Raw genomic sequence first — 14452 nt, 5'->3', positions numbered from 1 at the left:
ACTTTATTTATCATCACCCGCAGGACATTCCGTTGCCCGCCTGAAGTGATTAGCCAGATAACAGTCACCAACCGCAATTACCGGACGCACCTTTCCCACACTTCCGAAAAATCCATAATGGCTTGTTTTTCGGAAATGCTGAGGGAGAGATTATCTGGAATGACCCGTTAGGTCGGTTTGAAGTGCGGAGGGTGGCTTACTATCTAATTAATTAAATTATATCACATTTTCTGATTTTGTCCCAAAAAATGTGCAAATAATAGCCATGATCCGCTTCTAACAGAAATCGGATCTGCGGAGAAAGAAAGAAGGATTATTGCAGCAGAATCAAGAAAAGAGGCGGATTGTTGTGATTTGGGGATTATTGCATGGAGTGCAAATTTTACGGCTGACTGAGGCTTAAATGGCAACTATAAGGAAAGAGAAACTTTTTTCAGTTTTTTTACAGACCGGCCTTAAAGGCCGCATCAGATTTCCTAAATACAGTTTTACATAAGGAACATCGTATGACTGTATTTCTCATCCTCACCGCCATCGCATATGGCATCGTCAGTACCGGCGGCTACATCCTTTTAGTGGACAAAGGGTATCAGGGCTGGACCCTATTCTGGAAAAACTATGACGACCTGCCCCATATCTACCGTTCCCGCTGGCGATACCAGAGACGCTTCATTCTCAGACGTATCTGGAAGCGTCTCTTTAATCGCTGAGAAGGTTATCCAGCAGCATCCCCAGCCCGGCCAGCCAGCACAGGCAACACCATGTGGTGAACACCATCCGGGTCTGGCCGGATTTCCACTTGCGGACGGTACGTTCGTCCACATTCAGCCGGTTGGCCAGCTGGATGTCAGTCAGGGGGATCAGCCCCCGAACGAAGGTAGTTTCGCGTGCCGTGGGGAGCTGCCAGTCTTCTCCGCTGACCAGCGTATACCCGTTAAATTCTCCGGATTCAATCATCTCCCGTATACGTTGCTGGTTTTCTGGGTTCATAATGAATCCGGCTGCTGAGGGAGCCATCGCACGGGGTCTGCAGGCGTATAGTAATATTGGTGATCTTTTTCCTGCAAATCGAGGTATTTTTCAACGTCGCTGAGCTGATAAGCAGAATAGAAAGTGCTTGAATTTCCTACATTGTACATATCGATGGTGCTCATGACATTATCAATGTAATCAAAAGAAACTTTGTAGAAATTTAAGTGGCGATCGTCACAACACTTTAGCAGTTCGGGTCGTGGTGAAAAAACGTCTATCCGGGGACGGAATGTTAATGGTGAGCCAATAATAAAACACAAAGTGAAATTATGAGACAACGGCAGATATATTCTATTCTGTTTTGTGTATAAACAAAATATATTCGGGGCTATCGCAAAGACTGGCCTGGGGTTAGTACTGTCAAAAGCGTGGCCGGTGTGTATTATTTCAATCACGCTCGTCCGACTGAATATTTTATTCCGGAAGACATTGATCATGTCATAAGGCGTGGGTTTATTGAGAATAGCCAGCAGGCTGAACAAAGTAAAAATCGCCCGACATTTATCCTCTCTGGATGAGGACGCGTTGGCTACGCGAAGCAATTTTTGATAAAAACTGTCGTTCATTAGTGCGGGCTGGGTGCCAGGCAGTGACTGAATGCTTTTTATATATTCTTCAAAATGCATTTCAATGTCATGATGAAAGTGGTCAAGAAGATCCTGCTTGTAGGGATTCTTATTCTGGGGATTATGTAAATTTAAAAGCAGCTGCATTACTGCAAAGCTGGTCAGTGTCTCGAACGGGAAATCGCCGGGCTTAGCCAGACGAAGTCGAGAAAAATTATGTTCGTGAATAATGTCGTTCACTACTGCGGCCGTCAGACGCTCATAGGCCCACAGTTCTTCTTCGATGTCAAAGGCTTCTCCGGTTTTGGCATCGATGAGCCGAAAGAGATTTTTAGCGACCGCGACACTGGAAATTGGAAGAGGCTGTTCATAGAGGACGTTATCTCCAGTATGTGAAGGGTATGCCTCAATCTGACGGCTGCGAACCGCCAGGGACAGGCGCAATGTCAGATTCTGTCGCGGCCTTGGCGCGTGCCTGGAAGCGTTCATAGCAATCCAGCCCGCAGAAATGTTCGACGTATTCCGCGCCTTCCGGGGTGAAGGCGGCATCGAGCGGAATTTCTTTGCAGCATACGCAGCAGGTGGTGCAACTGGCAGTGTTCGGGGCGTTTGCGTTCATGGTGGTACTCCTCCAGATTGGTAGCGAAGCTCAAAGCTGCCCACTCTCGGCTGGCTGGGAAGCGGTCATGATCTTCCCTTGAAGGCCCGCAGCAGCCGCGTCACAGACAGGACAAACAAGCCGGTCAGCGTGAGGGCTGCAATACCCCAGTGCTCCCCGATGAACGCGCCGGCCGTCGTGCCGGCTAGCACAATGGCGAGAATCGGCAAATGGCAGGGACAGGTGAGCACGGCCAGCGCGCCCCACAAGTAGCCGGTGATCGGTTTGTGCGTCTCAGACGGCAAGTGCTCTGGGCTGTTCATGGCAGACTCTCCGCGTGCTGTGCCGGTTCGGTTGGCATGGCGGCCAGTTGCATTTCGAGGCTGGCCAGGGCCTCGCGCCGACGCTCGACGAGTTGCCGCAACACGGCAAGCTGCGCAGACGCACCGTCACCGTCCGCAGCATCCAGCGCCCGGCACAGCCGCGCCAGTGCGTCCAGGCCGATACCCGCTTCGAAGGCAGCCCGTACAAAGCGCAGCCGTTGCAACGCGGTGTCATCGAACAAGCCGTAGCCGCCCGTGGTGCACGCGACCGGCCGTAGCAATCCGCGCAGCAGGTAGTCGCGCACGATATGCACGCTCACCCCGGCATCAAGGGCCAGCCGGGACACTGTGTAGGCGCTCATTGAACACCTCCTTTTCCTCATCCGGCGCAGCACGAAAGCTGCTTCACGTCCTTGCTGAAGGTCTGCGCCGCGAGCTTCAGCCCTTCGACCATGGTCAGGTAGGGGAACAATTGGTCGGCCAGTTCCTGCACGGTCATACGGTTGCGAATGGCGAGCACCGCCGTCTGGATCAGTTCACCCGCTTCCGGGGCCACCGCTTGCACGCCGATGAGCCGTCCGCTACCTTCCTCGATGACCAGCTTGATGAAGCCGCGTGTGTCGAAGTTGGCAAGCGCACGCGGCACGTTGTCCAAGGTCAAGGTGCGACTGTCGGTCTCGATCCCGTCGTGATGTGCTTCCGCCTCGCTGTAGCCCACGGTGGCGACCTGCGGGTCGGTGAACACCACGGCCGGCATTGCGGTCAGGTCCAGGGCCGCATCGCCGCCAGTCATGTTGATCGCAGCACGGGTGCCGGCCGCTGCCGCCACATAGACGAACTGAGGCTGGTCGGTGCAGTCGCCAGCCGCATAAATGTGTGGCGTACTGGTGCGCATGCCCTTGTCGATGACGATGGCCCCCTGCGCATTGGCAGCGACTCCCGCCGCTTCCAATGCCAGGCTGCGCGTGTTCGGTGCCCTGCCAGTGGCGACCAGCAGCTGGTCGGCGCGTATTTCACCGTACCCGGTGGTCAGCACGAATTCGCCGTCCACATGCGCGACCTGGCTGGCTTGCGTGTATTCCAATACCTTGATCCCTTCGGCACGGAACGCGGCTGTAACGGCCTCGCCGATGGCCGGGTCTTCGCGGAAGAACAGCGTGCTGCGTGCCAGGATCGTCACTTTGCTGCCCAGCCGGGCAAAGGCTTGCGCCAGTTCCAGCGCCACCACAGACGAGCCGATCACGGCCAGGCGCTCGGGAATGGTGTCGCTGACCAGGGCCTCGGTGGAAGTCCAGTAGGGTGACTCTTTCAGGCCCGGAATCGGCGGCACGGCCGGGCTGGCACCCGTGGCGACCAGGCAGCGGTCGAACGCCACCACACGCTCGCCGCCATCGTTTAAACGGACGGCAAGGCTCTGGTCGTCCTTGAAACGCGCTTCACCATGCAGCACGGTGATGGCCGGGTTGCTGTCCAGGATGCCTTCGTACTTGGCGTGGCGCAGCTCATCGACGCGCGCCTGCTGCTGGGCCAGTAGTTTGCTGCGATCAATCGCAGGCACAGTCGCCGCGATGCCACTGTCGAATGGGCTTTCACGGCGCAAATGGGCGATATGGGCAGCGCGGATCATGATCTTGGACGGCACGCAGCCGACATTGACGCAAGTACCGCCGATGGTGCCGCGCTCGATCAGCGTGACGTTCGCACCTTGCTCGACGGCCTTCAGCGCCGCCGCCATCGCGGCTCCGCCGCTGCCAATAACGGCGACGTGCAGTCCGTCCCCATCACCACCAGCCTTGTCGCCACCGCCCAGCCATCCCAGCGCCTTGCCAAGCAGTCTGCCCCGCGCTGAAGTGGATGGGGCATCGGCGGGTGTGGCCTTGTAGCCGAGGCCGGCCACAGCGGCGGTCAGCGCCTCTGGCGAGGTGCCGGGATCGGTGGCGAGTTGCGCGGAGCCTTTCGGGTAGGACACGAGCGCCGACAGCACGCCCGGCACTTTCTCCAGGGCGTCCTTGACATGTGTCGCGCACGAGTCGCAGGTCATTCCGGTGATATTCAAATACATTGCATCGTTCCTTTTCGTTTCGGCAACTGCCAATGCAGTTAGCCGTGTTTGGGTGGTAGTTCGCAGCGGCGGTTGGCCGGTGAGAGCAGATCCCAGATCGACACCCCGATCATCAAGGCCAGACCGACATAGAGGAGGTTCGCCGTCCACCAATTGCCAAAAAACAAGAGCATGGCCGCCAGCACGATGGCTGGGCCGACCATCCCGAGCAGGCTGCGGTACCATTGCCGATGACTCAGCCAGCCCAGTGCATTCGCCAGCAAAGCCACGACTGCGAACAGCGGCAGCAGCTTGGAGATAAACAACCCTTCGTATTCCTGTAGAAAGCCAAGGCCGATGGCCGCGCCCAGGCTGGCGATAGCCGGGAAACAGGCAGCGCATCCCATCGCGGAAACAACGCTGCCAAGCGCGCCAGCCTTGTCGGCAATGCGTGTAATCAGTCCCATGATCGCCCCAGGTTCGGGTTCAGTGGCTCACTGCTTGACGCTGGACGGATAGCCCGCGTCTCCGGTTGCCTTGGTCAGCTTCTGCACGCTGGTCTTGGCATCATCGAACGTGACAACCGCTTCGCGTGTCTCGAAGGTCACGTCAATTTTGCTGACGCCTTCGACCTTGGAAATCGCCTTCTTGACGGTGATCGGGCAGGTGGAGCAGGTCATGCCCGGTACGGACAGCGTGACGGTCTGGGTGGCGGCCCACACGGGGGCAACAACGGCAGCGAGGGCGAGGGCGGCAAACAGTTTTTTCATGATGAACTCCTGTGATTAATAGAAAAATGGCATGACGTAGGGAAATCCGAGCGCGACCAGGACCAGCGCGGCCACGATCCAGAAAATGAGCTTGTAAGTAGCTCGCACTTGGGGAATCGCGCAGACCTCACCCGGTTTGCAGGCTTGCGCCGGGCGGTAGATGCGCCGCCAGGCGAAAAACAGCGCGACCAGCGCTGCGCCGATGAAGATCGGGCGATAGGGTTCCAGCACCGTCAGGTTGCCGATCCATGCCCCGCTGAACCCCAAGGCGATCAAAACCAGCGGCCCCAGGCAGCAGGCCGACGCAAGAATGGCGGCCAGCCCACCGGCGAAGAGCGCGCCGCGCCCGTTTTGTGGTTCAGACATACGCTTGTCCTTTCAAATTTGGTTTGGATAGCTTAAGCTTACTTCCGTAGTTATGTACGGAGTCAAGCGATATGCAAATTAATTTTGAGAATCTGACCATTGGCGTTTTTGCCAAGGCGGCCGGGGTCAATGTGGAGACCATCCGGTTCTACCAGCGCAAGGGCCTGCTGCCGGAGCCAGACAAGCCCTATGGCAGCATTCGCCGCTATGGCGAGGCGGATGTAACACGAGTGCGGTTCGTGAAATCGGCCCAGCGGCTGGGCTTTAGCCTGGACGAAATCGCCGAGCTACTGCGGCTGGAGGATGGCACCCATTGCGAGGAAGCCAGCGGCCTGGCCGAGCACAAGCTCAAGGATGTGCGCGAGAAGATGGCCGACTTGGCACGCATGGAGGCCGTGCTGTCTGAACTGGTGTGCGCCTGCCATGCGCGGAAAGGGAACGTTTCCTGCCCGCTGATTGCGTCACTGCAAGACGGAACGAAGCTCGCTGCATCGGCGCGGGGGAGTCACGGGGTGACTACGCCTTAGCGTGCTTTATTTTCCGAATTCTGAGACGACCCCTGGTATGATCGAGCAGAGGCTCATCTCAATGAGCAATCCCCGCAACAAATTTTTTCGGGGTGCAACAGACCCTTTAGTGTCCAGGCCTGAAAAAAAAGAAAGCACGGTCTCTGAGAGACTACGGTCCTTACGCAACCATACCGGTTAGCGAGCTTTATATTTTCATTATGACTATCTGTATAACAGGGGAATGAATGTGATTAAAAAAATATGCGAAGTGATTGATGGAGAGTATGTCTGTGACATTGATATCAGTGTGGAAGAATGGAAAACTTTATTAACAAATGATAAAGTTTTTGACACAAAAAGTATTGCAGCGTTAAAAAAATGGTTTATTGAGCCAAATCATTCCTGCACATGCTTCGATATTGGTAAGAAGTACGACCTGCACAGCATGAGTGCTAATGGAGTCATAAACGGACTGGGTGGCAGAGTTCAAAAAGAACTTGGTAGATTCGAGGTTAAAGGTGTCGGAAATATCGCATCCGGTACAAAATTCATTACCGTAATGAAGAGTAAAGAAATCGGCGGAAAACCCAAAAGAAACTTATGGACAATTCGTGAGGAACTTGTTCAGGCAATTAACGAACTGGATTTTTTTGGTACAACAGAAATGGCCAGCAGTGAGTATTACTCTGACGATGAGTTGATCAATGCCATAGAGAAAAGTAATATCTTTGACAACGTTCAGACGTTTGAATATACAGGGGAAGCCAAACCAAAGAAAAATGCAATAGAAGTAAAAAATGGCCTCTCGTATCCCAGGAGTAAAGGCGTATCCCAAAATGCGCTGAATAAAGCAGGTTACAGATGTGAAGTCGATAGTGACCACCCAACATTCAGAAGGCGAAATTCATCCTTAAATTACACAGAACCTCATCACATTGTACCTATGTCCAGGCAAGATGCTTTTGACACATCTCTTGATGTTGAAGAAAATATCATATCTCTGTGTTGCAATTGCCATAAACAAATTCACCTTGGTCAGGGTTATGAAGATATGCTGAAAGAAATATACACTGCGCGAAAAAGGTTATTAAAAAAAGTTGGTATTGATATATCACTGGAAAACTTGATTCTTTATTACAAAATGGAAAGTAAGTGAGATTCAAACGAGAGTGATACCTTCGTTTTATTGGTCGGGATGAACAGCAGATGATGTTTCCGGCAAGTATCGGGTCCAGAAACTTTCTGTTAAAAAAGAGGTAAAAGTAGTCTTGAGCCCTGACTGCGAATTGCCATTGCGCATGACCAGAGAACAGGACGAACCCCTGCCAAACCCAGGCATGAGAAACACCTTTAAAACATAGACTTAATTAAAATCAGCAATTCCCATCGAAATAATAAGCAAGCAGAATTGGCTCAGGTGAATTTCACTCGGTGCAGTGCATGCGTTGGGGGGGGTAAAAGGAAAAACCCGAAATGAATCGGGTTTTGATTAATTAACGATTAACAGGTTCCCGTGCCCGGGAACACTCTGACTGTACGCGCAATATATTATTTCCGCAATCATTATTTTTGATTACCAAGCCATGTATTCATCTGCTCAATTTCACCTTTTTGAGCTTTAATGATGTCCTGCGCGAGCTTTCTCATTTCCGGATCTTTTCCGTATTTTAGCTCGGTCTCAGCCATTGCTATTGCCCCTTCATGGTGTGCTACCATGCCTTTCGCAAAAGCCTTGTCGGGATCGGACTCTTTTACAGCGGCCATCATTTTGTCATGCATACCTTTCATGCCGGACATATATTCCTGTGACGATGCCGATGAGGATATATCTGACATTTTCATTTCTGAATGTTCTGCGGAAATCGCTGGCAGGGATAACATCAGTATAACAAAAAGCGAATTTGTGATTTTCATATAATAAACCCTTTCAGATGGTTACCGGATAAGTTTAGCTGAGTCAGACAAAAAAGCCCCCTGAAGGGGGCAAAAAATAACAACATATCCGTATAAGGGACAATCTATCAAGGAAAGGGTAACCGCACGGAAACTTCAGTTGTCATCAGCCCGCATTGATCATGCGGCGGTGTGCATCAGCCATAGCCTGATGGGGGCCGGACTGACCGTTATTCGTAAATTCATGGGCAACAGCTGCTCTTTCATGTTCATTCATCGCCGCAAACGAAGTCGCCGGACGGGAAGCGTTAACGGTGCCAGTTCCCATCATCTTCTGATGACTTTCCGCCATTTTTTTATGTGCATCTGCTGAACCATTGTTCATGGTTTCATGAACAATAATAGCCTGTTCATGCTGATCCATACCGGCCATCCGTGGAGCTGCCCCCTGGATGGCGGCTGGAGTTGAAGAAGACTGCATCTGATGGGCCGGAGCCTGAGCATTATTGACACGCTCATGGATATTTACAGTTTCAGTGGCCCAGGCCGTAGAAATTAAGCTCAAACCTAACACTGATGCTAAGACGATATTTTTCATGGTAACTCTCCATTTCTGAATTAGTGATGTCCGTGAATTTCGATCTGTGTCCTCAGTAGTACAACTGACAACTCTACAGACCTTATTCCGCCAGGATGAGGCTTTAATACAACTCCTGGCTTGTGCTGATGCCGTGTATGGATGAAGTAATAATGCCTTCCTGATAAGTTGCACTAATTATATCGAATGGCTTCTGTTTGCTGCATGACAGGCTAATGACATCTTTGTCATTTAAATCTTTATTCTCAGTACTGGGTTTCCGGAATCATTTTCTCCAGTCTGGGCACGGATAGGATAAAACGAGTTGAACGTACGTCCGATTCCACCTGCACTCTTCCGTGATGTGCTTCCACGATGGACTTCACAATCGCAAGGCCGATGCCGCTGCCTTCTCCTTTTCGTTGTCTGGACGGATCTACCCGATAAAAACGGTCAAACAGCCTTGATAAATGCTCTTCAGGGATTGGTTTCCCCGGATTTTCAATCACAAGGTCAAAAAAGCTCTCCTGCTCTCTTATTGAGACGGTGATTGCCTGTCCCTCCGGGGTATAACGCAGGGCATTGGATAACAGATTATTGATCGCCCTTCTGAACATTTGTGGATCTCCCTCAACCAGGCAGGGCATCCCGTTAAATTTGAGCGTGATATTGCGTTCTTCGGCCCAGGCTTCGAAAAACTCGAAGACTTTCATGACTTCCGCTCTGAGGTCAAACATGACCCTGTCAGGTATCAGCTGATTATTATCTGCCTGTGCCAGGAACAGCATATCGCTGACCATTTTGGTCATCCGGTTATACTCTTCAAGACTGGAATAGAGGACATCCTCAAGTTCCCTCTGTGTTCGATCCTGACTCAGTGCGATTTCAGTCTGCGTCACCAGATTGGTGATGGGCGTTCTGATCTCATGCGCGATATCGGCAGAGAAATTGGCCTGGCGGGTAAAGACATCCTCAATCTTTCCAATCATATGATTGAACGAGATAACCAGTTGCTCCAGCTCAATGGGAACGCGTGTCGGTTCCAGTCGCGCATCAAGATTCTCGGAGGTGATGTTTTTAATGGCATTGCTGACATTACGAAGGGGCAGGTGCCCCTGACGGACAGCGATTCGAATGATCAGAACAATCAACAGGCTTATCACGACGGCAATCGCAATCAGGTTCTTTTTCAGCGCATCGAGGTAATGGAGATGGAAATTAATGGATAGGCCAGTCAGCATGACATAGTTCTGCTGTTTGCCCTGAAATATCGCCTGACCAGAGGAGGCGATAATCCTGTATGTTTCCATCTTCATTTCGGACCCGGTATCCATCGGTCCCGCAGGATCCTCCACCGTCCAGAGAAAGACATCCCGTGCGCGGCTGTGCTCGCTAAAATCTGCTGAATTCACTGCCGGGCGTAGTGCCGCCCCCTGAGCTGAGCTAAAGAGCACTTCACCCCTGGGATTGAGGAGCAAAAGGGCAACGTTGCGGTAGCTGGCAATTGATTCCTTTATTTTGCTTATTTTTTTATCATCCGGATCCACCGGGGACTGCAGTATACGGTTCAGTGTGGTGCTGATTTGTTGAAGATCGCTGACATCCTGCTCGGCAAAATGATTTTCAACAGAATGCAGCATAAACCAGGTGAAGGCGATAAAAGCCAGTATCGTGGACAGGCTGATAAAAAAGGTCAGCCGCAGAGCGAGTGAGAAAGGGCGTCTGGAAGGTTTGCTATGCATCCGGGACCTCCAGCATGTAGCCCACGCCCCGGACTGTCTGGATCAGCTTTGTCTCGTAATCGTTGTCTATTTTAGCGCGGAGTCGCTTTACTGCGACATCGATCGCATTAGTGTCGCTGTCAAAATTCATGTCCCAGACCTGAGAGGCAATCAGGGAGCGGGGAAGAACCTCTCCCTGATGGCGAATGAAGAATTCCAGCAGGCTAAACTCTTTACTGGTGAGCACAATGCGGTTTCCGGCGCGACTGACTTTTCTGGATACGAGATCAATCGAGAGGTCAGCCACCTTAAACTGGCTTTCCGTGATCATCGTGTTTCCCCGCCTCAGAAGGGTTCTCACCCGGGCGAGCAGTTCGGCAAACGCAAAGGGTTTAACCAGATAATCGTCCGCACCCAGTTCCAGTCCTTTGACCCTATGTTCGATCGTGCCGAGGGCTGTCAGCAGTAAGACCGGCATACCCTTTCCGGCAGTGCGCAGCATGCGGATGATATCCCAGCCGTTCACATCAGGTAGCATGATATCCAGAATGACTAAATCATACTCGGCTGTCATGGCGAGATGATATCCGGTAAGACCATTATCAGCGTGATCCACTACGAACCCTGCCTCTGTAAGCCCTTTGCTGAGATATTCACCTGTTTTAATTTCGTCTTCGACGATCAATATTTTCATCTTGCTCCCCGGCTGGCTGCTAATGTCATTCTATTGCGCCCACGATCGTTATCAACGGATTACAGCAAAAATGACAACATTGTCATTATCCTGTCACCCGGCAAACAGAGAGCGTTAGGTAAAGTACCCCTATCAATACTCTGGACTTCGTTTGAACCATTTACCAGGTCTGCCTGTACGAGAAGCGTTATGTTCAAATTAAAATTACTCAGCATCAGTACCATATTCATCCTGGCTGGTTGTGTTTCTCTGGCACCTGAATATCAGCGTCCGCCAGCTCCGGTTCCCCAGCAGTTTTCATTGTCTAAAAACAGTCTGACGCCTGCGGTAAACAGCTATCAGGATACGGGCTGGCGAAACTTTTTTGTCGATCCCCAGGTCAGCAGGCTGATCGGTGAAGCCCTGAATAATAACCGTGATTTGAGAATGGCTGCCCTGAAGGTTGAAGAGGCCCGGGCCCAGTTCAACGTCACGGATGCAGATCGTTATCCCCAACTGAATGCCTCATCCGGGATCACATACAACGGTGGTCTGAAAGGTGACAAGCCGACCACACAGGAGTACGACGCGGGTCTGGAGCTCAGCTATGAGCTCGATTTTTTTGGCAAACTTAAGAACATGAGTGAGGCTGATCGCCAGAACTACTTTGCCAGCGAAGAAGCCCGTCGTGCCGTACACATCCTGCTGGTCTCCAACGTTTCACAGAGCTATTTCAGCCAGCAACTGGCGTACGAACAACTCCGTATTGCGCGGGAAACGCTGAAAAATTATGAACAGTCTTATGCATTCGTTGAGCAACAACTGGTGACCGGGAGTACGAACGTTCTGGCGCTTGAACAAGCCAGGGGGCAAATCGAAAGTACCCGCGCCGAAATAGCCAAACGAGAAGGCGATCTGGCTCAGGCAAACAATGCCCTGCAACTGGTGCTGGGAACGTACCGCGCAGTTCCGTCAGAAAAAGGGATTAAAGGTGGGGAGATCGCACCAGTAAAATTGCCACCAAATCTGTCGTCACAAATATTGCTGCAGCGTCCGGATATTATGGAAGCGGAATACCAGTTGAAAGCGGCTGATGCCAATATTGGCGCAGCGCGAGCGGCTTTTTTCCCGTCCATTACCCTGACCAGTGGTCTCTCCTCAAGCAGTACGGAGCTGTCCAGCCTCTTTACGTCAGGAAGTGGAATGTGGAATTTTATTCCTAAAATTGAAATTCCTATATTTAATGCTGGCAGGAACAAAGCCAATCTGAAGCTGGCTGAAATTCGCCAGCAACAGTCCGTGGTTAATTACGAACAAAAAATTCAGTCAGCCTTTAAGGATGTTTCCGACACGCTTGCGCTGCGCGACAGCCTTAGCCAGCAACTTGAGTCACAGCAGCGTTATCTTGATTCACTTCAGATAACTCTACAGCGTGCCAGAGGATTGTATGCAAGTGGTGCTGTCAGTTACATCGAAGTGCTGGATGCAGAACGTTCCCTCTTCGCGACGCAGCAAACCATTCTCGATCTTACCTATTCCCGACAGGTTAACGAAATTAATCTGTTTACCGCGCTGGGTGGCGGTTGGGTAGAGTAAATTTATTCAATTAATCAGGAAATTAAAATGCGTAATTCACTTAAAGCCGTTTTATTTGGTGCCTTCTCTGTCATGTTTTCTGCCGGTCTTCATGCTGAAACACATCAGCATGGCGATATGAATGCTGCCAGTGATGCTTCGGTACAGCAGGTTATCAAGGGCACCGGTATCGTTAAAGACATTGATATGAATAGTAAAAAAATCACCATTTCGCACGAAGCAATCCCGGCGGTGGGCTGGCCTGCAATGACCATGCGCTTCACTTTTGTTAATGCAGACGACGCTATCAATGCCCTGAAAACCGGCAACCATGTCGATTTCTCGTTTATTCAGCAGGGCAATATCTCCTTACTCAAAAGCATTAACGTTACGCAATCCTGATTAACAGTCCGGAGCGAATACATCCAGTGCGCCTGAACATTCATTATGGGATTACTGTGAATGAATGATCGTGCGCATATGCCAGGTGTTTTGATTTTTCAGCGAGAAATTGTATGGCTTCTTTAAAGATAAAATATGCTGCAATAATTATCAGCAGCCTCATAGCAGGGGGGCTGATATCGGTTACTGCCTGGCAGTATTTAAACTCATCACAAAAAACAGTACCAGCAGAACAAAAGGCACCGGAGAAAAAGGTACTTTTCTGGTATGACCCTATGAAACCGGATACCAAATTTGATAAACCCGGAAAATCGCCCTTTATGGATATGGACCTGGTGCCAAAATATGCTGATGACAGTGGCGATAAAAGCAGTGGCGGGATCCGTATCGACCCAACCCAGGTTCAGAATCTGGGATTAAAAACGCAAAAAGTCACGCGAGGAATGCTGAATTATTCTCAGACAATCCCGGCTAATGTCAGCTATAACGAGTATCAGTTTGTTATTGTGCAGGCGCGTTCTGACGGGTTTGTCGAAAAAGTCTACCCCATGACGATTGGCGATCATGTGAAGAAGGGGACGCCACTTATCGATATTACCATTCCGGACTGGGTGGAAGCACAGAGCGAATTCCTTCTGTTATCCAGCACCGGTGGTACTTCCACGCAAATTAAAGGCGTTCTGGAACGGCTTCGCCTGGCAGGTATGCCGGAAGAGGATATTCAGAGACTGCGTTCTACCCGGAGCATTCAGACCCGTTTTACCATTAAAGCACCTATTGATGGTGTCATTACTGCATTTGACCTGCGCACCGGCATGAATATTTCGAAAGATAAGGTGGTGGCTCAGATTCAGGGAATGGACCCGGTCTGGATCAGCGCTGCAGTGCCAGAATCTATCGCATATCTGCTGAAAGATACGTCGCAGTTTGAAATTTCGGTACCGGCTTATCCGGATAAAACATTCCATGTCGAAAAATGGAACATTCTTCCCAGCGTGGATCAGACAACCCGTACGCTTCAGGTCCGTCTCCAGGTTTCTAATAAGGATGAGTTTCTCAAGCCGGGCATGAATGCCTATCTGAAACTGAATACCAAGAGCCAGGAGATGCTGCTGATACCAAGCCAGGCCGTTATCGATACCGGCAAAGAACAGCGCGTGATTACTGTTGATGATGAAGGCAAGTTTGTGCCGAAACAGATCCACGTTCTGCATGAATCACAGCAACAGTCCGGCATCGGTTCCGGCCTGAATGAAGGCGATACCGTGGTGGTCAGTGGCCTGTTCCTCATTGACTCCGAAGCCAATATTACGGGCGCGCTGGAACGTATGCGCCACCCTGAAAAAACAGAAAGCAGTATGCCAGCAATGTCTGACCAGCCTGTAAATATGCATTCAGGGCACTGA

Annotated in this window: 19 protein-coding genes; 6 read left to right on the top strand and 13 right to left on the bottom strand. The window is 51.1% G+C overall.

Translation table 11 applies throughout. The features are described from left to right. Positions 1–506 precede the first annotated feature (506 nt). Positions 507–710, top strand: a complete 204-nt coding sequence (locus F384_RS23610) for a hypothetical protein (protein ID WP_013087123.1) — start codon at positions 507–509, stop codon at positions 708–710. Here the strand turns inward: F384_RS23610 and F384_RS23605 are convergent. The 9 genes from F384_RS23605 to F384_RS23565 all read right to left on the bottom strand — a co-directional run bounded on the left by F384_RS23605 (position 700) and on the right by F384_RS23565 (position 5696). Further along, complete coding sequence (locus tag F384_RS23605; RefSeq protein WP_032752120.1) at positions 700–990, bottom strand: hypothetical protein; 291 nt, start codon at positions 988–990, stop codon at positions 700–702. The genes F384_RS23610 and F384_RS23605 overlap by 11 nt on opposite strands. Continuing rightward, positions 987–2042 (bottom strand): hypothetical protein, encoded by a 1056-nt coding sequence (locus F384_RS23600; RefSeq protein ID WP_223526262.1) that lies wholly within the window; start codon positions 2040–2042, stop codon positions 987–989. The genes F384_RS23605 and F384_RS23600 overlap by 4 nt, the downstream gene beginning before the upstream one ends. Beyond that, positions 2005–2217, bottom strand: coding sequence for a DUF3330 domain-containing protein (locus F384_RS23595; protein WP_000993245.1), 213 nt, complete (start codon positions 2215–2217; stop codon positions 2005–2007). Before F384_RS23595 ends, F384_RS23600 begins: the two co-directional genes overlap by 38 nt. Positions 2218–2282: 65 nt before the next feature. Beyond that, on the bottom strand, positions 2283–2519 hold the full coding sequence (merE, locus tag F384_RS23590) for a broad-spectrum mercury transporter MerE (RefSeq protein ID WP_001087807.1): 237 nt from the start codon (positions 2517–2519) through the stop codon (positions 2283–2285). Then, a complete protein-coding gene (gene merD / locus F384_RS23585) occupies positions 2516–2881 on the bottom strand; it encodes a mercury resistance co-regulator MerD (protein WP_001277463.1) in 366 nt (121 codons plus the stop codon). Before merD ends, merE begins: the two co-directional genes overlap by 4 nt. A 17-nt stretch (positions 2882–2898) precedes the next feature. Beyond that, on the bottom strand, positions 2899–4581 hold the full coding sequence (merA, locus tag F384_RS23580; protein WP_000281123.1) for a mercury(II) reductase: 1683 nt from the start codon (positions 4579–4581) through the stop codon (positions 2899–2901). 38 nt (positions 4582–4619) lie between these two features. Continuing rightward, positions 4620–5027, bottom strand: a complete 408-nt coding sequence (gene merC / locus F384_RS23575; protein ID WP_000522993.1) for an organomercurial transporter MerC — start codon at positions 5025–5027, stop codon at positions 4620–4622. A 27-nt stretch (positions 5028–5054) separates the two neighbouring features. Continuing rightward, a complete protein-coding gene (merP, locus tag F384_RS23570) occupies positions 5055–5330 on the bottom strand; it encodes a mercury resistance system periplasmic binding protein MerP (RefSeq protein ID WP_000732276.1) in 276 nt (91 codons plus the stop codon). Between the two features lie 15 nt (positions 5331–5345). Next, positions 5346–5696: a mercuric transport protein MerT gene (locus F384_RS23565; protein WP_001294660.1), complete on the bottom strand. Its 351-nt coding sequence runs from the start codon at positions 5694–5696 to the stop codon at positions 5346–5348. Between the two features lie 71 nt (positions 5697–5767). Between F384_RS23565 and merR the strand changes: the two genes are divergently transcribed. Then, positions 5768–6223: an Hg(II)-responsive transcriptional regulator gene (gene merR / locus F384_RS23560; protein WP_001166628.1), complete on the top strand. Its 456-nt coding sequence runs from the start codon at positions 5768–5770 to the stop codon at positions 6221–6223. A gap of 229 nt (positions 6224–6452) precedes the next feature. Then, positions 6453–7361: an HNH endonuclease gene (locus F384_RS23555; protein WP_007374408.1), complete on the top strand. Its 909-nt coding sequence runs from the start codon at positions 6453–6455 to the stop codon at positions 7359–7361. A 407-nt stretch (positions 7362–7768) separates the two neighbouring features. On the opposite strand, the gene F384_RS23550 is transcribed toward F384_RS23555, so the two are convergent. From F384_RS23550 to silR, 4 genes are all read right to left on the bottom strand, one after another. Next, positions 7769–8119 carry a DUF305 domain-containing protein gene (locus F384_RS23550; RefSeq protein ID WP_032752126.1) on the bottom strand — a complete coding sequence of 117 codons (351 nt, stop codon included), beginning with the start codon at positions 8117–8119 and terminating at the stop codon, positions 7769–7771. Positions 8120–8264: 145 nt separating this feature from the next. After that, the gene (silE, locus tag F384_RS23545) at positions 8265–8696 is read right to left on the bottom strand and encodes a silver-binding protein SilE (RefSeq protein ID WP_007374411.1); all 432 of its coding nucleotides are present in this window, start codon (positions 8694–8696) and stop codon (positions 8265–8267) included. A 245-nt stretch (positions 8697–8941) separates the two neighbouring features. Further along, the gene (gene silS, locus F384_RS23540; RefSeq protein WP_007374412.1) at positions 8942–10417 is read right to left on the bottom strand and encodes a copper/silver sensor histidine kinase SilS; all 1476 of its coding nucleotides are present in this window, start codon (positions 10415–10417) and stop codon (positions 8942–8944) included. Beyond that, positions 10410–11090 (bottom strand): copper/silver response regulator transcription factor SilR, encoded by a 681-nt coding sequence (gene silR, locus F384_RS23535; RefSeq protein WP_000697968.1) that lies wholly within the window; start codon positions 11088–11090, stop codon positions 10410–10412. The genes silS and silR overlap by 8 nt, the downstream gene beginning before the upstream one ends. A 189-nt stretch (positions 11091–11279) precedes the next feature. Between silR and silC the strand changes: the two genes are divergently transcribed. The 3 genes from silC (at position 11280) to silB (ending at position 14452) form a co-directional block, all read left to right on the top strand. After that, on the top strand, positions 11280–12665 hold the full coding sequence (gene silC / locus F384_RS23530) for a Cu(+)/Ag(+) efflux RND transporter outer membrane channel SilC (protein WP_001507116.1): 1386 nt from the start codon (positions 11280–11282) through the stop codon (positions 12663–12665). Between the two features lie 27 nt (positions 12666–12692). Then, positions 12693–13046 (top strand): Cu(+)/Ag(+) efflux RND transporter periplasmic metallochaperone SilF, encoded by a 354-nt coding sequence (locus F384_RS23525; protein WP_001246152.1) that lies wholly within the window; start codon positions 12693–12695, stop codon positions 13044–13046. A gap of 113 nt (positions 13047–13159) precedes the next feature. Continuing rightward, positions 13160–14452, top strand: coding sequence for a Cu(+)/Ag(+) efflux RND transporter periplasmic adaptor subunit SilB (gene silB / locus F384_RS23520; RefSeq protein ID WP_024562062.1), 1293 nt, complete (start codon positions 13160–13162; stop codon positions 14450–14452).

It is taken from the genome of Citrobacter amalonaticus Y19 (assembly GCF_000981805.1).
Lineage (GTDB): Bacteria > Pseudomonadota > Gammaproteobacteria > Enterobacterales > Enterobacteriaceae > Citrobacter_A > Citrobacter_A amalonaticus_C.
The sequence above is the reverse complement of the archived record's forward strand: the minus strand, read 5'-3'. Positions and strand labels throughout refer to the sequence as shown.